The sequence below is a fragment of the Aquitalea palustris genome (assembly GCF_003693445.1).
Classification (GTDB): domain Bacteria; phylum Pseudomonadota; class Gammaproteobacteria; order Burkholderiales; family Chromobacteriaceae; genus Aquitalea; species Aquitalea palustris.
Genome location: NZ_RFAR01000016.1, coordinates 1 through 21,660 on the forward strand (window position 1 = coordinate 1; position 21,660 = coordinate 21,660).

Consider the following 21,660-nt stretch of genomic DNA (forward strand, 5'->3'; position numbering starts at 1 on the left):
CCCGAACGTAGCGCTCTACCAGGCTAAGCTACACTCCGCTTCCCAACAATATCTGCAATCTGTTGTCTGCTGCGCAGCCCGTTTCCGGGTTACAATCAGCGGCATCAGAGGACGCGCATTATGGAACAATTATGTGGTTTAAGCAACTATCTTTTTATCGCCTGAATTCCGAATCCATCCACGAAACCGACAAGCTGGCTGCCGCACTGGAGAAAAGTCCCTTTCAACATTGCGGTGGGCTGGATTGGTTTGGTGAGGGCTGGGTAGCACCGGCTTCACACCTGGATAGTTCGGTGTTCACCGCCCGCGATTGTCAGCTGCTGTCACTCAAACGGGAAGACAAGGTATTGCCCGCTGGGGTGATCCGCGATTTTGTCGAGCAGAAGGTGCAGGAGATCGAAGAGAAGGAGCTGCGCAAGGTTGGCCGCAAGGAAAAACTGGCGCTGAAGGAGCAGGTTACCGACGATCTGCTGCCACGTGCCTTTGTCCGTACTCACCGTACAACGGCTTATCTGGATTGCCGCCGCGGCTGGATGATGGTGGATTCGGGTACCGCCAGCAAGGCGGAAGCGCTGGTTTCCAAGTTGCGCGAGGCACTGCCGCCCTTCCCTGCTGCGTTGCCCCGCACCAAGCTGGCCCCGCATACGGCCATGACCGACTGGCTGGCGGCTGGCGAAGCGCCTTATGGCTTCGAACTGGATGCAGATTGCGAATTGAAAGATGGCAGTGAGAATGGCGCAGTCATTCGCTGCACACGCATGGACCTGACCGCAGAAGAAATCCGCCAGCATATTGCTACCGGCAAGCAAGTGACCCGCGTTGGCCTGATCTGGCAGGAGAAAGTTCGTTTCATGCTGACCGATACCCTGCAACTCAAGCGCATTCAGTTTCTGGATGTCCTGCAGGAAGAAGCCAGCCAGGCCGGCGATGATCGGGAAAGCCTGTTTGAAGCCACATTCACCCTGATGAGTGAAGAGCTGGGCGAGCTGGTAGAAGCCTTGATCGAAGCATTGGGCGGATTGGAAGACAGCCAGGCAGCGCCTGCAACTGCCTCCGCGCCTGCACAGGTGGGACCCGTTGCTGTGCCCGTGGAAAATGCCAGTGACGAGAAGCTGCCCTGGGATTGAGTCCCACCCCATTCAGATTGACCAAGAGCCTGCGGGCTCTTTTTTTTTGATAGCACAAATCTAACAATCGATTAATAACAATCAATTTAACAAATCTATCAATCATTACCATACTAAGCACATCACCCTGTTACTGACTGGGTAGTGAAGGCTTGAACTTGGCGCCCCACTTCACAGCCCAAGCACCGGATGGGAAATTTCTTATCAAGATTAAGGAATTATCCCAGTAACAAAGAACAGGTGATGCAGTACAAATTAAGCTATCAATCCAGTACACAGGGAGAACGTCATGCAAAACAATCAGACATGGCAGGAAATCCTGCTCGACATGCTGGCCGCATTTGCAGGCTTGCAATAGAACGATCAGGTGCAATGCCTCTGGCTACGATGAGCCTGAGCTTGCCTTGAAAGTGCAAACAGCGCTACCCCTTGCACTGGATTCTTGAAAACCCTATCTGTTGACGGGAAACCTGCCCGCAACAGTCCACACCCCACGCAACAGGAGCAAGTGATGGCGAACAATAACGCAAGTTCTGCAGGCAAGTGCCCAGTCATGCATGGCGGGATGACCCAGGCAACCATGTCCAATATGGACTGGTGGCCCAAATCCCTGAACCTGGACATCCTGCACCAGCACGACAGCAAGACCCAGCCCTTGGGCGCAGGCTTCAACTACCGTGAAGAAGTGCAAAAGCTTGACGTCGAAGCCCTCAAGCGCGACCTCAAGGCCTTGATGACCGACAGCCAGCCCTGGTGGCCGGCAGACTGGGGCCACTACGGCGGCCTGATGATCCGCATGGCCTGGCACTCGGCCGGCACCTACCGCATTGCCGACGGCCGCGGCGGTGCAGGCACTGGCAACCAGCGCTTCGCCCCCTTGAACTCCTGGCCCGACAACGGCAACCTCGACAAGGCACGCCGCCTGCTGTGGCCGATCAAGCGCAAATACGGCAACCAGCTGAGCTGGGCCGATCTGATGATCCTGGCCGGCAACATCGCCTATGAATCCATGGGCCTGAAGACCTTTGGCTTCGCCTTCGGTCGTGAAGACATCTGGGCCCCTGAGAAAGACATCTACTGGGGTTCTGAAAAGCAATGGCTGGAACCCAGCGGTGGCCCCAACAGCCGTTACTCGGGCGAACGCGATCTGGACAACCCGCTGGCCGCCGTCATGATGGGCCTGATCTACGTGAACCCCGAAGGCGTCGATGGCAAGCCCGATCCGCTCAAGACCGCCCACGACGTGCGCGTGACCTTTGCCCGCATGGCCATGGACGATGAAGAAACTGTGGCACTGACCGCTGGCGGCCACACCGTGGGCAAGACCCACGGCAATGGCGATGCCGCCAAGCTGGGCCCGGCGCCCGAAGGCGCCGACCTGCACGAGCAAGGCCTGGGCTGGATGAACCACAGCAGCCGTGGCATTGGCCGCGATGCGGTCACCAGCGGCCTGGAAGGCGCCTGGACCACCCACCCGACCCAATGGGACAACGGCTACTTCGACATGCTGCTCAACCATGAGTGGGAGCTTCGCAAGAGCCCGGCCGGCGCATGGCAGTGGGAGCCGATCGATGCCAAGGACGATGAGTACCCGGCCGATGTCGAAAACGATGCCTCCCAGCGCACCCGCCTGATCATGACCGACGCCGACATGGCCATGAAGATGGACCCGGCCTACCGCGCGATCTCCGAGCGCTTCCACCAAGACCCGGCCTATTTCACCGAAGTGTTCGCCCGGGCCTGGTTCAAGCTGACTCACCGCGATCTGGGCCCCAAGGCCCGCTACATCGGGCCTGATGTGCCGCAAGAAGACCTGATCTGGCAAGACCCGGTGCCGGCTGGCCGCCGTGATTACGACGTGGCCGCCGTCAAGGCCGCCATTGCCGCCACCGGCCTGAGCACGGCCGAGCTGGTCAGCACGGCCTGGGACAGCGCCCGTACTTTCCGTGGCTCGGACAAGCGCGGTGGCGCCAACGGAGCCCGCATCCGCCTGGCCCCGCAAAAAGACTGGGAAGGCAATGAGCCGGCCCGTCTGGCCCGCGTGCTGTCGGCTCTCGAACCCATCGCCGCCCAGTTTGGCATCAGTGTGGCCGATGTGATCGTGCTGGCGGGCAATGTCGGCGTCGAGGCGGCCGCCCAGGCCGCCGGCGTCAACATCACCGTGCCTTTTGCACCGGGCCGCGGGGACGCCACGGCCGAGCAGACCGATGCCGCCTCGTTCGACGTGCTCGAGCCGCTGGCCGATGGCTTCCGCAACTGGCTCAAGAAAGATTACGCGGTGAGCGCCGAAGAACTGCTGCTGGACCGCGCTCAGCTGATGCGCCTGACCGCCCCGGAAATGACCGCTTTGATCGGCGGCCTGCGGGTGCTGGGCACCAACCACGGCGGCAGCGCCCACGGCGTGTTCACCGACCGTGTGGGGCAGTTGACGACGGACTTCTTTGTCAACCTGACCGACATGGCCTACACCTGGAAGCCCGCCGGCAACAACCTGTACGAGATCCGGGATCGCCAGTCGGGTGCCGTACGCTGGACCGCCACCCGGGTCGACCTGGTGTTCGGCTCGAACTCGGTGCTGCGTGCCTACGCCGAGGTCTACGCCCAGAACGACGGTCAAGAGAAGTTCGTGCATGACTTTGTCGCGGCCTGGACCAAGGTCATGAACGCGGACCGCTTCGATCTGAACTGATCCGCCTGGCACGCAGCAACGCCATCGCAGCAAACCAAGCCAACCGGACAGCCCATGCTGTCCGGTTTTTTGCAGCCTTCCCTCTGCCACAGATTCGGACGTGACCTTGATCATCCGGCAATCATTGTCAAAACAAATCATCAATTTAAAAAGATTAATTTTACTTGCGAATTATTCTCATTAAAATGAAAACATCCATAGGGAGAGCACCATGAAACAACAGCACACTACATTGCAGCGCAGTCGTTTGCGCCTGATTGCACGGCGACTTGTTGGCCTCGCCATCGTCTGCGCAGGCTGGGCCTTGATATTGCAGCCGGCAGAACACCACACCTTGGCCAGCCCGCCTGTCGCCAGTCACCCGGCGTAGACGCGGCACCTGATCAGCGGCGCGTCTGGTATGCCGCATGAACAAGGGCAGCAAAATGCATAGTGATGGCAGGGAACGGCGCCTCCCCACTTGCTGCCGCTCGTTTTCGCCTTGTCTGACTCTAGCTCGCGCAAGGCGGGACAGGCCCTTGGCACTGGCATATCAATCGACACTGCCCTGCAATACTATTCACTATTAGTAAACAATATAGTGAGAAATTCACGGTTTTTTTGACAGTCAAAGCTGGTTAAGCTGTTCACATGGCAATCAATGCAGGCAATACCACCATGACGACGCGACAACCCGCCCTGTTTATTTCTCACGGCGCACCGACTCTCCCTATCGAGCACAGTCCCACCCGCGACTTTCTGCAGCAGCTTGGCCAGCAGCTCCTCCGTCCACGGGCCATCGTGGTGCTGTCTGCTCACTGGGAAAGCACCCTACCCACGGTCAATCTGGCAGAGAAGCCAAGCACGATGTATGACTTTGGTGGCTTTCCGCCCATTCTCTACACCCTGCGCTATCCCGCCAGTACTGATCTGACCCTGGCGGCAGAGGTGATGGACCTGTTGCGCCAATCCGGCCTGCGCGTTGGCAGCACCGATCAGCGCGGTCTGGACCACGGCATGTGGACACCGCTGATGCTGATGTATCCGCAGGCCGATATTCCGCTGGTCATGGTTTCGCTGCCGCATACGGCAACAGCCGACACTTACTATCAGATGGGTCGCGCACTGCGTGCGCTACGTGATGACAACGTGATGATCATCGGTTCTGGCAGCTATACCCATAATCTGTGGCAGCTCAGCCGTGATGGTAGTGCCCCGCCATCCTGGGCCGAGGATTTTGCCCACTGGATGGACGATGCACTAAGCCAAAACCGGCCCCAAGACATCCTCAACTGGAAGCAGCTGGCACCTCATGCCCGGGAAAACCACCCCAGCGACGAGCATTTCAACCCGCTCCTGGTAACCATGGGGGCGGCATCCGATGACACGCCGCCACACAAGTTGCACGATGACTGGCGTATGGGTTCACTCTCAATGGCCTGCTGGCGCTTCGACTGAAATGTAACAGGGCCATCTACAAGATGGCCCTGTTACTGTCCAAGTACGCTTCTCAGCTCACAGCGTTTTCAATTTGCCACGGAAGTCATCCAGGCGTTGATACCCTTTTTGCACCATCAAGGCACTCAGCTCATCCAGAATGCGGGCAAACGCCCCCTCGCCTTCTTCGTACAGGCAGCTGCCGATCTGCACTACGGTTGCGCCGGCCAGAATATGCATGAAGGCCTCCCGGCCACTATTGATACCGCCACATCCCACCACATGCTTGTCAGGCAGCAAGCGATAAAACTCACGCACATTGGCCAGTGCCGTCGGCAATACATAACTGCCGCCCAGGCCACCCAGCCCGTCCTTGGGCTTGATCACCACACTTTCGCGCTCGACATCGATCACCAGGCCATTCCCGATGGAGTTGATGCAGGTGACAAAACGCAAGCCGGGGAAGGCATTGAGCACAGCAGCCATCTGGGCAAAATGCACCTGATCGAAATATGGCGGCAACTTCACCCCGAATGGGCCTTGGTAAACACGCGTGATTTGCGTGAGCGCCTCGCTACAAGCTTGAAAATCGTAGCCTAGCTGGGGCTTGCCCGGCAGATTAGGGCAGGACAGATTGACTTCCGGCAAACAGAGTAGCTCTGCGGCCGCCAGATCGCGCAGCATGTCCAGATTCTCGTCCAGCGTCATCCCGGAGAGTGACAGGAACAGCGGTTTGCCTGCCGCGTAGGGATAGCTGCGCGCATAGTCACGGTAATAGGGATAGCCCGCATTGGGCAGGCCCATCGAATTGATGCTGCCCAGCGGCGTTGCACAATAGCGCGGCTCCGGATTACCCACTCGCGGCTGTGGCGTACAGCTCTTGGTGATCACCGCCCCTGCGGCCGAAGTGCGCACTTGCTCCAGTTCGGCCACGCTGCGGCACATGACGCCCGAGGCGTTATACAGAGGATTGGCCATGGCAAGACCAAGCCAGGAGACAGACAGGTCTACATGCATGCCTTGGATTTCCCGTCAGAACAAAAGACGCAGTCTGCGCCCGCCATGGCGCAGTCGCTCTGCGCCACGTCAAGCCTGCACGCAAAACACCCCTACTGCGGTCATTTCCGGCCTTGCCTCCCCATCTGGCCAAAGGGTAAAAATGGCAATCACGCCATGCAGCAGGGATAACAGCAGGCCCCACGGGTTCTGCGACGAACTGAACAGCAAACCCAATTCATTCGCCAGCACCGGCAAAGCATGACTAGATATGGCCGTGCCGGGTCATACCGTTTAGAATCGGAGCCATCTAAATTTCAGCAACGGACCCCCGACCATGAGTATCAAATCCGACAAGTGGATCCGCCGTATGGCGCAGGATCACAACATGATCGAGCCGTTTGAATACAATCAGATCAAGAATATCAACGGCGAAAAGGTGATCTCCTTCGGCACCTCCAGCTATGGCTACGATATCCGCTGTGCCGATGAATTCAAGGTATTCACCAATATCAACAGCACCATTGTCGACCCGAAAAATTTCGACCCCGATTCCTTTGTTGAAGTCTCCGGCAAGGGCTACTGCATCATCCCGCCCAACAGCTTCGCCCTGGCACGCACTGTGGAATATTTCCGCATCCCGCGTTCGGTACTGACCGTATGTCTGGGCAAATCGACCTATGCGCGCTGCGGCATCATCGTCAATGTCACCCCCTTCGAACCGGAGTGGGAAGGCTATGTCACCCTGGAGTTCTCCAATACCACCCCGCTGCCGGCCAAGATCTATGCCAACGAAGGCGTGGCACAGGTGCTGTTCTTCGAATCCGATGAAGTGTGCGACGTGTCTTATGCCGATCGCGCCGGCAAATACATGGGCCAGGTTGGCGTCACGCTGCCGCGCCCCTGATAGTCGCCTTGCGCGACAAGCCGCTACGACAAGGACAGCCTCGGTTGTCCTTTTTTATTTCATATGCATGAAAATCTGTCGGGCAATTTCCGCTGCCTGTTCTAGGATGAACTGTGGCTTACTCGTTTTCAGCAGCAACCCCAATACAGCACATGGTTTCTTCTTGGGACGTCGCGGTTCCCCCTTGCCGTAACGTCCCTTTTTTTACACCCAGACAATTCAATTGGCATTTTTATTAAAAATATTCACTCAATAAAAATAGTGCAACACTTTAGCCATGGCACAACCTCTACGGAATACTGCAGATACAATGAAACAGGGCCGGCAAAGCCGGCCCTGCTACTCCCTCATTCCCCGGTGACCCCGTTGTTATATCCCGCCTAGATGATCTCGCTTGCCTTGTGGCAAGGATCTTCCAGCAAAATCCGGGCATTTTCCGCCAACTGGTCCAGATCTTCATCCAGATGTTCCTGCATATCCAGCAAGGCAGCCTTCAGCACCATGGCAGCCAGTGCGGCCTGATCGCCACTGAACACATGTGCCAGTACGCGTAGCTCGCGGCAGGCATGCAAATCCAGCGGTACTTCCAGCGTACGCACCACGTCGACCCGTGTCACGGCTGCGGTGGTCATGCCCTTGCTGCGGCAGCTTTCCAGCTCGCACAGCAAGCCTTTCAGAGCGAGTCCCATTGCCATCTCCTTTCACCCACACTTTAACGCTAGCTGTGCCCCTCCAAAAAACCAAGCCGCTGCTGACAAGATATTGACTTGAAACAAAATATTCATCTGCCATTACCCGCGATGGGGAAACACGCTACCACTGAGGTACGATGAAGAGGCCGCCGGGCAACGGGCATGCCAGCTACTGGTGCATTGAAAAACCCTCCAGCACATTCACCGCATTCAGCCCGATGGGCTCCACCGCATAGCCACCCTCCATGCAAAAAGCTGTAGGCAGTCCCAGCCCGCCGATCTGCTCACCCAGTCGTAGAAAGTCGGTGCTGGTCAGGGAAAAGCGCGAGATCGGGTCGCCCTCGAAGGTATCCACCCCCAGCGACACCACCAGCGCATCCGGGGCATAGCGCCGGATTTCACCCAGCGCAGTGCCCAGTGTGGCAAACCACATGGCCACGCTGGAAGCCGCCGGCAGCGGATAATTGTAGTTGTAGCCCAGCCCGGCCCCCTCGCCATGCTCGTCGGCAAAGCCGAGAAAGAAGGGGTATTCGGTCGCCGGGTCGCCATGAATCGACAGAAACAACACGTCATCACGCTGATAGAAGATATCCTGCGTGCCATTGCCGTGGTGATAGTCGACATCCAGGATGGCCACCCGTTTCGCACCGCGATCCAGCAGGCTTTGCGCAGCAATGGCGGCATTATTGAAGAAACAATAGCCACCACAATAATCGCGGGCAGCATGATGGCCCGGCGGCCGGGTGAGGGCGAATACGCCGCGCTGGCCCGCCGCCAGTTGGTCGATGGCCGTCAGTGCCACATCCGCCGCCGCCGTGATGGCCGGCCAGGTGCCGGCGGTCAGCGGCGTGCCGCAGTCCATCGAGTAATAACACAGCTGGCCTTCCACATGCTGGGGGATGGCTGCGCGCAGACGACGGATCTGCCACATCTTGGGCAGGGCGTCGTAGTCGCGCCCCATGGCCGTCCAGCGTTGCCAGGCGGTTTGCAGAAATTCGACGTAGCCGGCATCGTGTACCCGCAGTACCGGCGCCAGCCCATGCGCTTGCGGCTCCAGCACCGGTCCCAGGCCACGTGACCTGACTTCCTGCAACACCATGTCAGCACGTGAGGGGGTTTCAAAACAGGGCTTGAGAGTGCCATCGATCAGCTCGGCCTTGCCGTGCTGCAGACGGTGCTTGTCGCTATAGATGGTCAGCATGGGAATATCCGGCAAGAAAAAGCCCCATGCTGGCGCGATGGGGCGGTGGGGTCAACTGCGACCGGAGCAGGATTTGCCCAGACGCAAGAGTGCTTGCTCAGCCTTCTTCGGCATCGCCATCCACATAGAACCAGCGGCCGTCTTCCTTGCGAAAGCGGCTGACTTCATGCAGCCGCTGGGCACGGCCGTTGACTTTGTAGCGGGCAACAAACTCCACCACGCCGGCGTCGTCACTGGCACTGCCGGCCTGGGTGCTGAGTACGTCCAGTGCCAGCCACTTTACAAAGCGCTCTTCACGCGACAGATCCAGCTCTGCCGGACGGGTGGAAGAGTGCCAGCTGGCCAGCAAATAGTCGCCATTATTCATGGTGTAGGCCGCATAGCGGGAGCGCATCAGGCTCTCAGCGGTAGGGGCCAGCTGCGCGCCGTCAATATAGCGGCCGCAACAGTCGGCAAAGGAGGCAGTCAGGCCACAGGGGCAAGCACTGGAATGTTTCTTCTTGCTCATTGCTTTATCAGCCCAGGGCGGGCAATCCATAGAGTTTCAACAGAAAATTGGTAAATACCGGGACCGGCGGCTTGGGCTGCAGCTTGGGCCAGCGACGCATCCATTCGCGCAAGCGCATTTCCATGCGTGCTTGCGACTCTTCCTGCGTCAGCCGTCCGGCATCGCGCTCCACCGCCAGATAGCGATACATGGCAAAGCTGTTGTCATCGACCAGGTTGGCACCGATCAGGCGCAGCCGATAGACATTGAGCTGGTCCGCCGCCGCCACACGATTCAGCTCACCGCTTTTCACCTTGCCAGCCAGGCGGTTAGCTTCCTTGAACAGCGAGTCTGCCTTGCTGTCCGGCAGCGGCTGGGCCTGCACAGGTCGTGCTGGACGCACGGTGGTTTGCGGGGCGGCTGGCTGTTGCAGCAAGCTGCAGGCAGACAACATCAGCGACAGGCCGGCTACCCGGCTAAGCACTTTGAGGGTGGAATGCATGGGCGGTAGTGTAGCGGATGTGGAGGCAGATTGGACAAAATACGCCGTCACGCAGTTCGCTGCCAGCAGGCATGCGAACAACAAAACCGGCCGGGCAGAAGCTGCGCGGCCGGCGATACCGGGTTAGGCGGGTGGCCGAAAACGATCAGGCCAGATGTTCGAACAGCGGTGTCGACAAATAACGCTCGCCAAAGGAAGGAATGACCACCACGATCAACTTGCCGGCATTTTCCGGGCGCTTGGCCAGCTGAATGGCCGACCACACGGCGGCACCGGAAGAGATACCCACCAGCACGCCCTCCTGGGTCGCCACTGCCCGAGCCGTGGTAAAGGCATCCTCGTTCTTGACGCGAATGATTTCGTCGTAGACCCCGGTGTTCAGGATGGGCGGGACAAAACCGGCACCAATACCCTGGATGGGGTGCGGACCTTTTGGCCCGCCAGACAGCACCGGCGACGCATCCGGCTCCACGGCAACAATCTGCACACCTGGTTTGCGGGCTTTCAGCACTTCGCCGACACCGGTAATGGTGCCGCCAGTACCGACACCCGCCACGAAGATATCCACCTGGCCATCGGTATCGCGCCAGATTTCTTCAGCCGTGGTATTGCGATGAACTTCCGGATTGGCCGCGTTTTCGAACTGCTGCGGCATGAACCAGCTGTCCGGGTTTTCTTCGACCAGCTGGCGTGCCTTGGCGATGGCACCGCCCATGCCATCCGGCCCCGGGGTGAGGATCAGTTCCGCACCGTAGGCTTTCAGCAGCTGGCGACGCTCGCGGCTCATGGTTTCCGGCATGGTGATCACCAGCTTGTAGCCACGGGCGGCGCAAACCATGGCCAGGCCAATGCCGGTATTGCCGGAAGTTGGCTCGACGATGGTCGTCTGCGGCCCGATCTTGCCAGCCTGCTCGGCAGCATCGATCATGGCCACCGCGATACGGTCCTTGACGCTGTGTGCCGGATTGAAAAACTCCAGCTTGGCTACCACGGTGGCGACGCAGCCATCGGTAACACGGTTCAGTTTGACCAGAGGGGTATTGCCGATCAGGTCGGTTACGGTATTGGCGATACGCATCGTCTTATTCTCCCGGGCAACATTAATGCAAGGTTTAATAACGCTTATAATATATGAGCGCTCAGAAAACTCTAATAGTGTTTACTTCTATTCAATGAACCAACTGGTCCCACATTCATCATGCCGACCCAGGAAGAGCTGATTCCCTTGAGCGGCTGGCGCCGCAAGCTGTACATCATCATTTTTGAGGCAGACACCCGCAGCGGCCGGCTGTTCGATCTGGCGCTGATTGTCAGCATCGTCCTGTCGCTGCTCACCGTGATCCTGGAGAGTGTGGCCAGCATCCGTCAGCAGTGGGGCCCACAATTAAAGGTACTGGACTGGCTGTTCACCATTCTGTTCACGCTGGAATACCTGCTGCGTCTGGCCTGTGTCCACAAGCCACTACGCTACGCCCGCAGCTTTTTCGGCGTGGTCGACCTGTTGTCCATCCTGCCGCTCTACCTGGGCCTGTTCATTCCGGAAAGCCGCTTCCTGGCCGATATCCGCGTGCTACGACTGCTGCGCATGTTCCGCATCCTCAAGCTCACCCGCTACATGGGCGAGGCACGCGAGCTGAAACGGGCCATGCTGGCCAGCCGGCGCAAGATCATCGTGTTTCTCGGCACCGTGGTACTGCTGGTCATCATTCTGGGTACGCTGATGTATGTCATCGAAGGCGAGGCCAATGGTTTTACCAGCATTCCGGTTGGCATCTACTGGGCCATTGTCACCCTCACCACCGTCGGCTTTGGCGATATCACCCCCAAGACACCATTAGGCCAGGCCTTGGCCAGCCTGGTGATGATTACCGGCTATGGCATCATCGCCGTGCCCACCGGCATCGTGACGGCAGAAATCGCCCGCGGCGCATCGGCCACCCCAACTGACAAGCAGTCGGCCACCCGCCTCTGCCCCCACTGTTTCAGCGAAGGCCATGATTGGGATGCGCGCTTTTGCAAGCATTGCGGCGGCACATTGCCCAGACCAGCCAGGGGCGAAGTCAGCTAGCACACTACTGAAGGCTAGGCACCTGCCCTGGCCGCCAGGATGGTACGCGCCACTTGCTCGGCCAGTTGAGCCAGCCGTTGCGGGGCTTCCTGCATCGCACTTTCCAGCGACATCGGCCGATTGCACAGGGAAAAACAGCCAGCAAAACGGGCAGCCAGTGCTCCCTCTTCGTCGGCAATGACAGCTCCGGACAGCAGACTGACCGGCACAGCGGCCGCACCAGCCAGAGCAGCCACGCAGGCTGGTGCCTTGCCCGCCAGCGTCTGGCTATCACTGCGCCCCTCCCCGGTGAACACCCAATCGACCGACTGCAGGGCAACAGCCAGGCCGAGGTGACGCGCCACCGCCTGCGCACCCGATTGCATGTGTCCACCCAGCAATAACATGGCATAGCCCAGCCCACCGGCAGCACCACTACCCGGCAGGTGTCGGGTATCTTGTTGCAAGCGGGCATCCAGCAGTTGCGCGAAATGGGTAATCTCGCCATCAATGCGGACGATATCCGCCGCAGCCACACCCTTTTGTGGACCGAATACCGCCGTTGCACCGCGTGGCCCGCTCAGCGGATTATCCACATCCGACCAGATTTCCAGCTCGACATCGGCAAAAGCCTCCAGCAAGCCATCGGCATCTAGCGTGAACAACTGCGGCAAATCCTGCAGCGCACCGTCCAATTGTTGCCCTTGGGCATTCAGCAGCTGCAGACCAAGGGCGGCCAGACAGCCAGCCCCGCCGTCATTGGTACTGGAACCACCCAAGGCTACCGCAATACGCCGTTGCCCCGACTGCAGCAAGGCCGCCAGCATCTGGCCAATACCACGGCTGCTACGCTGCGCCACCGGACTGTCTCCCGCTTCGGGCAAGCCGATGATGCGCGCCACTTCCAGCACTGCGGTTCCATCCGGCAACAGCAGGCAAGGGGCCATGATGGTGTCACCCGTGGCATTGCACACCGGAAACTCCAGCCACTGGCCGCCCACGGCGGCATGCAAGGCATCCTGCGTACCCTCGCCACCATCCGCCATCGGCCGCAGCATACATACGGCCTGCGGGTCAGCACGTTCAATGCCAAGCTGCATCGCCTCTGCCACCGCAGCAGCATCCAGTGAGCCTTTATAGGAATCCGGTGCAAGCAGCCAGCGCATAGCTCATCCTCCAGCAGAAAACGGACAACATAAATGCAAAACCCCTCCTTGCCAAGGCAAGAAGGGGTTGGTAACGGGGGCGAATCAACGCTTATTCGGCAGACTGGCCTTCCGGCGTAGCCGGTACAGTACTGGCTTCTGGCACAGCGCTGGCTTCAACAGCCGCTTTGGGCGCCGACATCAGCTGGGCAGCCTTTTTCTCTTCAGCGGTCACTTCGCCGTTGGGCTTGCCAGCCAGATCAAAGCGCTTGCCACCACGTGCCAAGGATTTGACATAGCGCGGCTTGCGGCAGTGATTGGCCACCACACGGGAGATCAGCGTGGCATCGAATTGCGGCAAGGCAGCAATCAGGCTCTCATGGATGCCCAGAGCCAGCGGACGGAACTGACGAAACACTTCGAACTTGCTGTAAACATGTTCCGCAATCATTTCAGTCTGTTTTTTCTTCGACAGACTCTGCACTGCGGACTTGAGAGCAGCACCCAGTGCCGTTTCGGTATTTGGCTTCATGAACTTCTATCTAGATCCAGTGATGCTTTTCAATGACAGGCAAGCCTGCCAGACGGGGTGACGGTGTACAACCCGTCGCGAGCACAGCCAGTCAGCTTGATGACGCTGCTGCGCCCTGTATGGTAATGCAGCTTGCAAGCGCATGCCAGCAAAAGCCGGCTGATACCAACTGGTCTGCTAGCCATGTGGCTCGAACAGCGTAACGGTGTTGGTGCGCCCAGCCGGGGTCGAACCGGCACAACCGAAGTCGAGGGATTTTAAGTCCCTTGCGTCTACCAATTTCGCCATGGGCGCACCGAGTGGCGGATTATGCCAGCACTCTGCCGCAGAGTCACCCTTTGCACGCGCAATTTCCCTTATCCAACAGCACAAGCGGTGCATGACTTGCTGCTGTTGGCTGCTTTGCGCGAAGATGGCTGACTTGTGCATCGCTGCCACCCTGTCTTTACGACTGGCCACTCACTACTTAACTTGATCGCTTCCAAGGAATTGCCGTCTCATGTTCGAACATGTCGAAGCCTATCCCGGCGACCCCATCCTGACCCTGGTGGAAACCTTCCATGCCGACACCCGCAGCCAGAAAGTAAACCTGGGCATCGGCCTGTACTATGACGAAGAGGGACGCATCCCACTGCTAGATTCGGTGCAGCAGGCTGAAGCAGCCCGTGCAGCATCTCCCGCACCGCGCCCTTACCTGCCGATGGAAGGCGCCGCCAACTACCGCAGCGCCGTACAAAAACTGTTGTTTGGCGCCACACACCCGGCGGTACAGCAACAACGCATCGCCACCATCCAGACCATAGGCGGCTCCGGGGCGCTGAAAGTGGGGGCGGACTTCATCAAACGCTATTTCCCGCACAGTGAGGCCTGGATCAGTAAGCCCAGCTGGGATAATCACCGCGCCATCTTTGAGGGTGCCGGGATCAAGGTGCATGATTATCCTTACTATGATGCACACAGCGGCGGCCTCCTGTTCGATGACATGCTGGCCACGCTCAAGCAATTGCCCGCGCAAAGCGTGGTCTTGCTCCATCCCTGCTGTCACAACCCCACCGGGGTTGACCTGAGTCAGGCACAATGGGATGCACTGATCCCCGTGCTGAAGAACGGCAATTTGCTGCCTTTCCTCGACATTGCCTACCAGGGTTTTGGCCAGGGGCTGGATGAAGACGCCTACGCCATCCGTGCACTGGCCGATGCCGGAGTCAGCTTCTTTGTCAGCAATTCCTTCTCCAAAAACCTTTCCTTCTATGGCGAACGCTGCGGCGGACTATCCATCATCTGCCAAAGCCAGGAAGAAGCAGAGCGCGTACTGGGCCAGATGAAAGCCACCGTACGCCGCAACTATTCCAGCCCCCCCACCCATGGCGGCCAGATTACCGCTGCCGTGATGAACGATCCGGCACTGTTTGCCCTATGGGAAACCGAAGTCGCGCAGATGCGGGTACGCATCAAGGCCATGCGCCAGCAATTGTTTGCCGTGCTCAGCGCCCGCTTGCCTGGGCGTGACTTCAGCTACTTCACCACCCAGCAAGGTATGTTCAGCTATACCGGCCTCACCCCGGAACAGGTAGACCGCCTGCGTGAAGAGTTTGCTGTCTATCTGGTACGCTCCGGCCGCATGTGCGTAGCCGGCTTGAACAGCCGCAACGTCGACTATGTCGCCCAAGCCATGGCCAGTGTGCTGGAAGACTGAGACTGTCTTTACCACGCCAAGTAAAAAGCCCGTCATCACTGACGGGCTTTTTATTGTCACAACAGCAGTGCTCAGTCGCGCTTGTGCAGCTTCAAGGTCAGGCTTAACTCACCCTCGCCATCATTCACCGACTGGATATTTTTCAGGGTAATGCCTGTAGGCAGCAGTACGCTGATGCCATGACCGATGCCATATTTGGATAGCGACTTTTCCAGACGCTTAGCCATATTTTGTGCTGGCAGCCGCGCTTCTTCATCCAGGGCAAAGCCATATGCCTCGGCGGCGCTGTCAAATGCCTGGCTCACCTGCTCCTTGCCGACAAATTTTTCGGCGATGGAACTGACCTGGCCAGTCGACATCTCCTCTTCCGCTCCGCACACCGCCAAAAACTCATCCTTGAAGCGAGCTTGTTCAAGCGGATCGGCAATTTCCTCTGAGAGCTGTTCGACTACACTGGCCACCATGCGGCTACTACTATTGGCATCCGGCACCCGCATGGCCTTGAGAAAATCATCCAGCCAGAATTTGGCTTGCTGCCCCCCCCGATCCACGGCATACACCAGCGGGCTGTTCTCCAGAATCAATGCACCCTTATCAATCAAGCGCGGATTGATCCCCGAAGCATGGCGGATATCAAATACTTCGCCAGCCTCGATCACCGACAGAAAGTCATCACGCACTTCCGATTTGAACACCCCCAAAGCACGCAGCTCGCGCTCACCATCAGACAAACCGGCAAACAAAATGACAAACAAATCACCAGCACTGATATTCGGATGCTGTGAGCGGGCATACAGATGCTTGGCAATACGCTGTGACACCGTGAGGAAGTCCAGCTCATCACGGAAAAATTGCCGTGTGTAGTGATAGATCTCATTCAGATTGAGATCAGACTCATGAAAAAACTGGTGCTTCTTCTTGTCAGAAACTACACCTCTTAAGTAGCCGCTCAAAATGAGCGAGGAAACGCTGTCATCGACGTCACAGGCCCGCTCAGACAGTTGCAAGCCCTCACCCCGCGCCTGATTGCCTACCCGATGCACCACCAAGCGTTCCACACGCGATTCACCAATCAACATAATAAGCCTTTGACATCTAAACCCAGATTATTGCCGTACCGTCAGCGGCTGACAATCGCCATGCACTCACACGCCACCCAAAGACATAAATATTGCTCGGAACCAATGCATATGGCTTGCGGTTTTACGGCCCACAAGTGCCGCCATGGCGGATTGCAATCTGCATAAGTCTTGGCTAAGCCTATAATTAATAAACATAGTTCATTTCTGTTCACTTCATTAATTACAAATTACAACAAGTAGATTGCCACAGCATATCCTTAGGAATTTTCCTAGCTTTAAAAAAGATTACTCTCAATTACTAAGCCTTCGTGATGGTTGATAGTGCCACCTGAGCAATCACTGCTTGTTGTTAACACACCTTCACCAAGGACTTAAGCTATGAAAAAACTCCTCACAACCGCATCCGCCACTTTGTTGCTCGCAGGTATTGCCACTCAGGCCCAAGCTTCTGATGGCAGCATCACTTTTAACGGCCAGGTCTCTGCCGTTACTTGCACCATCAATGCAGGTAGTGGTAGCGCCAACGGCACCGTTACGCTGCCGATAGTAGCGAAAAGTAGCTTGGCAACAATCAGTGCCACTGCAGGTACCACCCAGTTTTCCATCAACTTGACAGGTTGCACTGGTCTGGGGACCGCCCCAAATAATCTAACCAAAGCTGCAGCCTGGTTTGAAAACAGTAGCGATGTTAACTCTTCAGGCCGTCTGATCAATACTGCTACTGGTGGTGCCGCGAATGTGGAAATCGCGCTCTACAACCTGACTTCATCGACTCCCATCGTAATTGGCGCCAGCAATGGTCCAGGTACCAGTGGCGCTGCTTTCCCAATCGATGCCAACGGTGCAGCTACATTGAATTATCAAGCAAAATACTATGCTACTGGAGCGGCAGGCGCAGGTACCGTCACCGGCAAAGTTAACTACACCATTCAATACCAATAACAATATCAGCTGTAGCTGACTATATTAGTCGCGTAGACAAGGAGGCAGACAAAGGCCTCCTTGTTTAAATTAAAACAAGCTCGGGGAGAGTAATATGAAAGCAATCATTAGCTATTTTACATTGATTTCCATCGCCGGCTGGGTAGTACCAGCCAATGCTGACACCTCAATCAACGGCACACGGATTATCTACCCTGCCGATAAAAAAGAAATTACTTTTACCGTAAACAACAATGGTAAAAAAGCATCGCTGATACAAAGCTGGGTCGACGAGGGCAACCCAAAAGATACACCTGACAACACAACCGCACCATTTATACTCACCCCTCCCATTTCAATAATTGCACCGGAAAAAAGTCAAAATATCCGTGTGCGTTATACTGGAGAAATAAAATTACCCACCGAAAAAGAGTCACTATTCTGGGTGAATGTACTGGAGATACCACAAAATATCGATGCACCCAACCAATTGCGAATCGGCTTACGTACCAGAATAAAATTCTTCTTCCGCCCTGAAAATTTGCCGATAAAACCAGAAGACATCAACAAAAAGCTCAGCTGGCACATTGAGAAAAAGACAGGAAATGGGAAATGGGTTACCAGCGTTAAAAACAACAGCCCTTACTATGTTACCTTCAGTGAAATCAATATCAAAACAAAAGAAATAAATGGCATGGTAGATCTGGCACCACAGAACTCGATGATAGCACCAAACAGCAGCACTGAATATGAATTAAAACCCTATAAATCAGAATCAAAACAAGGCATCAACTTCAGCATCATCAATGACTACGGTGGCCAGAGCAGTTTCACGGCAAACACTGAGGAATAAAACAATATGCATTGACTTAAGAGATGCATACAACTGAGCAAAGAACGTGAACCCGACCACCCCATTCAAAATAAAACCGACTTACCTTATAATTGTTTCCTTATTGGCAGGCATGAGCCGATCGGTACAGGCTGAGGATAATGCTGCAGCCCCGGTTTTTGATAAAAGCATGCTATGGGGTGAATCTTTAAAAAATCTTGACTTCAGCAAATACAGCACAACGAACACACTACCAGATGGAACATACAGTATTGATCTAAATATCAATGGCATTGTAAAGGGTCGTCGAGACTTATCCGTAATAAAAAAATCCAGCACAAGCACGGCAATACCCTGTGTACCCCGTGAGCTTCTGCTGGAATTCGGTGTAAAATCCGAAAGCCTGCCTGCAGCCAAAGAAAGCGCAGATGATGAATGTGTAGACATCGCCGCCCGCATAAAAAATGCATTTTATGACTTCAATAGCAGCGACCTACAATTAAATATCAGCGTCCCACAAATAGACATGTCACAGCAAATGCAAGGTTACGTCCCACCAGAAAGGTGGGAAGCAGGACTCCCTGCATTTTTGCTGGATTACAATAGCAACTTCTACTATGCCAAAAACAATGGCAATACGGCGGAAAATGCTTACCTCCTGGCCAAATCCGGTGTGAATATTGGCAGCTGGCAATTTCGCAATACCACATCAGCAAGCTGGAACAATACATCAGGCAGATCCATTACTCCCGTTGAAACCTATCTAAAGCGCGATCTTGATGCATTAAAATCCCAGCTTATTATTGGTGATAATTTTACCGATGGCGATTTGTTTGACTCTGTTTCATTGCGTGGAATACGCATGGTCAGTGACGAACGGATGAAACCAATCAATGATACCGGATATGCCCCTGTTGTTCGCGGCATTGCCAATAGCAATGCCAAAGTGACGATAAAACAAAATGGTTATACTATTGCCGAAACAACCGTGGCACCGGGTGCTTTTGAAATAAAAGATCTCGCGCCTTCCAGCTATAATGGCGACCTGCAAGTAACCGTTACCGAAGCTGACGGCCGCAGTTCGACTTTCACGGTTCCATTTTCTGCAGTACCACGTTCATTGCGAGAAGGATCTGATCGCTACAGTGTCAGCCTCGGTAAAGTACGCCAGTTAACGAATAGTCAGCCATTTCTAGGTCAGCTGACCTACCAGCGCGGCCTATCCAACCTGTTGACAATGAACAGTGGCTTGACAGCTAGTGAAGGCTATTCAGCATTGCAATTAGGTACGGTATTCAATACAAGTGCCGGTGCAGTCGGTCTTGACATGACCACGTCAAACACAGCATTGGGCAGCCAATCGCTGACCGGCCAATCTTATCGGATCAGCTTTAATAAATTATTCTACAATACCGGAACAAATGTAACATTAGCCGCTTATCGCTACTCTACTTCTGGCTATCTGAGCATTCTTGATGCACTGAATGCACGCGACAAATTAGCTAGTGACAGTAATTCACCTAGTTATATCGAAAACTATGCGCGCGTACGCAGCCGCGCTGAAATAAACATTAATCAAACATTTGGAACAAACAGCTCAGCTTATATTAGTGGAGCGACACAAACCTACTGGGCGGGGCAAGGTAGTAACAATCAGTTCCAGGCGGGATTAAGGCAAGGATATCGCTGGGGAAGTGTCGGGATCAATACAGGAAGACAAACTGACTTAAGCGGAAAAAATACTAATACCGTGATGCTGACTTTGAGCTTGAACCTGGACAAGGGAAAAAGCTTTAGCACATCATTCCAACACGATTCCAGCGGTAACAATAGCAATCAACTGAATATTAATGGCGCACTGGGTGAAGAAAGAAAACTCAGTTATGGGCTTAATATTATCAATAATAAAAACCAGCAAAGTGAAAACAACAATATTGCCGGAAACCTGAACTATCAGGGTAGTAATGGCATTATCAGCGCCAGCGCTAGCAATGGCAATAATTCTAATCAAGTATCACTAGGACTGACTGGCTCGGTAGTGGGTGCAGCTGGAACCATACTATTTGGCCAGCCACTAGGGGATAGTACCGCGATTATTCAGGCCAAAGATGCGGAGGGAGCACATGTTACTCCCAGTATTGGCGTTAAAATCAATGCTGATGGATATGCTTTATTACCCTCGCTGTCTTCCTATCGACTGAATAGCGTACTGCTGGAGACCGGTAGTATGAGCGATGGAGTTGAGCTTGATTACACTAGCACTGAAGTCGTCCCACGTAGTGGTTCGGTAGTGCTGGCTAAATTCAAAACCAAGAAGGGCATTCCATTACTACTCAAAACCCATTTCGCAAATGGAGAGCCTCTGCCATTTGGTGCCAGTGCCTATGATAAAGATGGGAACACCGTTGGCGAGATCGGCCAGGGAGGCAAGCTATTTGCCAGAGTGCAGTATGGTGCTGGTCAATTGGTGATTAAGTATTCCGAAAATAGAACATGCAGCATTACATACGACATGAAAAAACAAAAGCAGGATGAGATAAAGATCGTTGAGTGCACCATACTGAAGGCTACACAGTGATGAGCGATCAGGGAATGTATTAATCATTCACTCCTGATGTAAAAATCCTCATGGGAACACTAGGACTGGCTTGCCGCCCTCAGCTAGCGCTGTTTGGTGCCGCCAACAAAATAACATAGCCCTGCGGCAAAGTGCGCCAGCAAAAGCCATACAAGTCATATGGCAATGAGGCATAACGCAGGTGTCGGGGCTTTGTTAGCGCTACTCAAGCAGCTACCCACGATGACTGGGACAGCATGCTTTGCCCCAGAAACCCAGCGAGTGTCGCTCGCATGGGTGGCAACTCAGTCGCCAGCGACTGTATAGCTGGTGCTGCATTAGCGAGCTCGCCCCCTGCCCGCTCCATCATAGCGGCTCGTATGATTTCCGCGCAATTTACCCGGAATTGACGCATCACAGCCAATGCCTGCATCGACCGCCACTGGCAACTGACACCACATGATGCTCTGGCCAACCGCCTCCGCCAATTAAGATCACATTGCGCCCCCATCATTGACTTCGCAAAGACAGGAAGCCCGGTTAGCAAATCAGGAGTCCAACGGACAGAACAATCTGCATATCGGTACAGCGAGGCACTTTGAAGAGACTTCAGCAGAAGAAATGGTAAACGCCCAGACTAAGCTGGGCGTTTACAACCTTGTTGCACAAGGTTTTGTTTGGAGGCGCGGGCCGGAGTCGAACCGACCTACACGGATTTGCAATCCGGTGCATAACCGCTTTGCTACCGCGCCGTAGCTTGTGTTCAATCAGCGCTGTGTCTGACTGATAAATTGTGGAGCGGGAAACGAGGCTCGAACTCGCGACCTCAAC

The 21,660-nt window shown here is 55.5% G+C and carries 19 protein-coding genes and 2 tRNA genes; 10 read left to right on the plus strand and 11 right to left on the minus strand.

The window, feature by feature from the left end:
• The first annotated feature begins 131 nt into the window (after positions 1–131).
• The 4 genes from EAY64_RS05100 (at position 132) to EAY64_RS05110 (ending at position 5,253) form a co-directional block, all read left to right on the plus strand.
• A complete protein-coding gene (locus EAY64_RS05100; RefSeq protein ID WP_103523709.1) occupies positions 132–1,127 on the plus strand; it encodes a recombination-associated protein RdgC in 996 nt (331 codons plus the stop codon).
• 511 nt (positions 1,128–1,638) lie between these two features.
• Positions 1,639–3,816 carry a catalase/peroxidase HPI gene (katG, locus tag EAY64_RS05105; protein ID WP_103523710.1) on the plus strand — a complete coding sequence of 726 codons (2,178 nt, stop codon included), beginning with the start codon at positions 1,639–1,641 and terminating at the stop codon, positions 3,814–3,816.
• Positions 3,817–4,027: 211 nt separating this feature from the next.
• On the plus strand, positions 4,028–4,186 hold the full coding sequence (locus tag EAY64_RS20350) for a hypothetical protein (RefSeq protein WP_158604613.1): 159 nt from the start codon (positions 4,028–4,030) through the stop codon (positions 4,184–4,186).
• 260 nt (positions 4,187–4,446) lie between these two features.
• On the plus strand, positions 4,447–5,253 hold the full coding sequence (locus EAY64_RS05110) for a DODA-type extradiol aromatic ring-opening family dioxygenase (protein ID WP_103523711.1): 807 nt from the start codon (positions 4,447–4,449) through the stop codon (positions 5,251–5,253).
• A 57-nt stretch (positions 5,254–5,310) separates the two neighbouring features.
• Here the strand turns inward: EAY64_RS05110 and EAY64_RS05115 are convergent, their stop codons facing one another.
• Entirely contained in the window at positions 5,311–6,249 is a 939-nt protein-coding gene (locus EAY64_RS05115) for a dihydroorotate oxidase (RefSeq protein ID WP_103523712.1), read from the minus strand.
• 316 nt (positions 6,250–6,565) lie between these two features.
• Here EAY64_RS05115 and dcd point away from each other — a divergent pair, with 316 nt between their 5' ends.
• Entirely contained in the window at positions 6,566–7,135 is a 570-nt protein-coding gene (gene dcd, locus EAY64_RS05120; protein ID WP_059286513.1) for a dCTP deaminase, read from the plus strand.
• 380 nt (positions 7,136–7,515) lie between these two features.
• On the opposite strand, the gene EAY64_RS05125 is transcribed toward dcd, so the two are convergent.
• The 5 genes from EAY64_RS05125 to cysK form a co-directional block, all read right to left on the minus strand.
• Positions 7,516–7,824 carry a hypothetical protein gene (locus EAY64_RS05125; protein ID WP_103523713.1) on the minus strand — a complete coding sequence of 103 codons (309 nt, stop codon included), beginning with the start codon at positions 7,822–7,824 and terminating at the stop codon, positions 7,516–7,518.
• A gap of 172 nt (positions 7,825–7,996) precedes the next feature.
• Positions 7,997–9,028 (minus strand): histone deacetylase family protein, encoded by a 1,032-nt coding sequence (locus EAY64_RS05130; protein WP_103523714.1) that lies wholly within the window; start codon positions 9,026–9,028, stop codon positions 7,997–7,999.
• Between the two features lie 97 nt (positions 9,029–9,125).
• Positions 9,126–9,536, minus strand: coding sequence for a YchJ family protein (locus EAY64_RS05135; RefSeq protein ID WP_103523715.1), 411 nt, complete (start codon positions 9,534–9,536; stop codon positions 9,126–9,128).
• A 7-nt stretch (positions 9,537–9,543) separates the two neighbouring features.
• Positions 9,544–10,017, minus strand: coding sequence for a hypothetical protein (locus tag EAY64_RS05140; protein WP_103523716.1), 474 nt, complete (start codon positions 10,015–10,017; stop codon positions 9,544–9,546).
• Positions 10,018–10,162: 145 nt separating this feature from the next.
• Positions 10,163–11,095 (minus strand): cysteine synthase A, encoded by a 933-nt coding sequence (cysK, locus tag EAY64_RS05145; RefSeq protein ID WP_103523717.1) that lies wholly within the window; start codon positions 11,093–11,095, stop codon positions 10,163–10,165.
• Positions 11,096–11,215: 120 nt separating this feature from the next.
• On the opposite strand from cysK, the gene EAY64_RS05150 reads away from it, so the two are divergent.
• A complete protein-coding gene (locus EAY64_RS05150; protein WP_103523718.1) occupies positions 11,216–12,085 on the plus strand; it encodes an ion transporter in 870 nt (289 codons plus the stop codon).
• 14 nt (positions 12,086–12,099) lie between these two features.
• Here the strand turns inward: EAY64_RS05150 and EAY64_RS05155 are convergent, their stop codons facing one another.
• The 3 genes from EAY64_RS05155 to EAY64_RS05165 all read right to left on the minus strand — a co-directional run bounded on the left by EAY64_RS05155 (position 12,100) and on the right by EAY64_RS05165 (position 14,035).
• Positions 12,100–13,230, minus strand: coding sequence for a glycerate kinase (locus EAY64_RS05155; protein ID WP_103523719.1), 1,131 nt, complete (start codon positions 13,228–13,230; stop codon positions 12,100–12,102).
• 91 nt (positions 13,231–13,321) lie between these two features.
• On the minus strand, positions 13,322–13,741 hold the full coding sequence (locus tag EAY64_RS05160) for a ProQ/FINO family protein (RefSeq protein WP_103523720.1): 420 nt from the start codon (positions 13,739–13,741) through the stop codon (positions 13,322–13,324).
• A 209-nt stretch (positions 13,742–13,950) separates the two neighbouring features.
• Positions 13,951–14,035 (minus strand) — tRNA-Leu (locus EAY64_RS05165).
• 205 nt (positions 14,036–14,240) lie between these two features.
• Here EAY64_RS05165 and EAY64_RS05170 point away from each other — a divergent pair.
• Complete coding sequence (locus EAY64_RS05170) at positions 14,241–15,437, plus strand: amino acid aminotransferase (RefSeq protein WP_103523721.1); 1,197 nt, start codon at positions 14,241–14,243, stop codon at positions 15,435–15,437.
• Between the two features lie 71 nt (positions 15,438–15,508).
• Here EAY64_RS05170 and EAY64_RS05175 read toward each other — a convergent pair whose 3' ends face one another.
• Complete coding sequence (locus EAY64_RS05175; protein ID WP_103523722.1) at positions 15,509–16,516, minus strand: nucleoid-associated protein; 1,008 nt, start codon at positions 16,514–16,516, stop codon at positions 15,509–15,511.
• A 381-nt stretch (positions 16,517–16,897) separates the two neighbouring features.
• Between EAY64_RS05175 and EAY64_RS05180 the strand changes: the two genes are divergently transcribed.
• The 3 genes from EAY64_RS05180 to EAY64_RS05190 all read left to right on the plus strand — a co-directional run bounded on the left by EAY64_RS05180 (position 16,898) and on the right by EAY64_RS05190 (position 20,850).
• Positions 16,898–17,461, plus strand: a complete 564-nt coding sequence (locus EAY64_RS05180; RefSeq protein ID WP_103523723.1) for a fimbrial protein — start codon at positions 16,898–16,900, stop codon at positions 17,459–17,461.
• A gap of 94 nt (positions 17,462–17,555) precedes the next feature.
• Entirely contained in the window at positions 17,556–18,293 is a 738-nt protein-coding gene (locus tag EAY64_RS05185) for a fimbrial biogenesis chaperone (RefSeq protein WP_103523724.1), read from the plus strand.
• Positions 18,294–18,339: 46 nt separating this feature from the next.
• Entirely contained in the window at positions 18,340–20,850 is a 2,511-nt protein-coding gene (locus tag EAY64_RS05190; protein ID WP_147456179.1) for a fimbria/pilus outer membrane usher protein, read from the plus strand.
• 657 nt (positions 20,851–21,507) lie between these two features.
• On the opposite strand, the gene EAY64_RS05195 is transcribed toward EAY64_RS05190, so the two are convergent.
• Positions 21,508–21,581: transfer RNA gene (locus EAY64_RS05195), tRNA-Cys, on the minus strand.
• Positions 21,582–21,660: the final 79 nt, after the last annotated feature.

What these genes read in the sequence shown, in the direction of transcription:
- EAY64_RS05140 (WP_103523716.1), bottom strand. Translation starts at nt 10,017, where the DNA reads ATGCATTCCACCCTCAAAGTGCTTAGCCGGGTAGCCGGCCTGTCGCTG.
- EAY64_RS05155 (WP_103523719.1), bottom strand. Translation starts at nt 13,230, where the DNA reads ATGCGCTGGCTGCTTGCACCGGATTCCTATAAAGGCTCACTGGATGCT.
- EAY64_RS20350 (WP_158604613.1), top strand. Translation starts at nt 4,028, where the DNA reads ATGAAACAACAGCACACTACATTGCAGCGCAGTCGTTTGCGCCTGATT.
- katG (WP_103523710.1), top strand. Translation starts at nt 1,639, where the DNA reads ATGGCGAACAATAACGCAAGTTCTGCAGGCAAGTGCCCAGTCATGCAT.
- EAY64_RS05100 (WP_103523709.1), top strand. Translation starts at nt 132, where the DNA reads ATGTGGTTTAAGCAACTATCTTTTTATCGCCTGAATTCCGAATCCATC.
- EAY64_RS05180 (WP_103523723.1), top strand. Translation starts at nt 16,898, where the DNA reads ATGAAAAAACTCCTCACAACCGCATCCGCCACTTTGTTGCTCGCAGGT.
- EAY64_RS05170 (WP_103523721.1), top strand. Translation starts at nt 14,241, where the DNA reads ATGTTCGAACATGTCGAAGCCTATCCCGGCGACCCCATCCTGACCCTG.
- EAY64_RS05160 (WP_103523720.1), bottom strand. Translation starts at nt 13,741, where the DNA reads ATGAAGCCAAATACCGAAACGGCACTGGGTGCTGCTCTCAAGTCCGCA.
- EAY64_RS05135 (WP_103523715.1), bottom strand. Translation starts at nt 9,536, where the DNA reads ATGAGCAAGAAGAAACATTCCAGTGCTTGCCCCTGTGGCCTGACTGCC.
- EAY64_RS05185 (WP_103523724.1), top strand. Translation starts at nt 17,556, where the DNA reads ATGAAAGCAATCATTAGCTATTTTACATTGATTTCCATCGCCGGCTGG.
- EAY64_RS05175 (WP_103523722.1), bottom strand. Translation starts at nt 16,516, where the DNA reads ATGTTGATTGGTGAATCGCGTGTGGAACGCTTGGTGGTGCATCGGGTA.
- EAY64_RS05150 (WP_103523718.1), top strand. Translation starts at nt 11,216, where the DNA reads ATGCCGACCCAGGAAGAGCTGATTCCCTTGAGCGGCTGGCGCCGCAAG.
- EAY64_RS05115 (WP_103523712.1), bottom strand. Translation starts at nt 6,249, where the DNA reads ATGCATGTAGACCTGTCTGTCTCCTGGCTTGGTCTTGCCATGGCCAAT.
- dcd (WP_059286513.1), top strand. Translation starts at nt 6,566, where the DNA reads ATGAGTATCAAATCCGACAAGTGGATCCGCCGTATGGCGCAGGATCAC.
- EAY64_RS05110 (WP_103523711.1), top strand. Translation starts at nt 4,447, where the DNA reads ATGGCAATCAATGCAGGCAATACCACCATGACGACGCGACAACCCGCC.
- EAY64_RS05125 (WP_103523713.1), bottom strand. Translation starts at nt 7,824, where the DNA reads ATGGGACTCGCTCTGAAAGGCTTGCTGTGCGAGCTGGAAAGCTGCCGC.
- EAY64_RS05130 (WP_103523714.1), bottom strand. Translation starts at nt 9,028, where the DNA reads ATGCTGACCATCTATAGCGACAAGCACCGTCTGCAGCACGGCAAGGCC.
- cysK (WP_103523717.1), bottom strand. Translation starts at nt 11,095, where the DNA reads ATGCGTATCGCCAATACCGTAACCGACCTGATCGGCAATACCCCTCTG.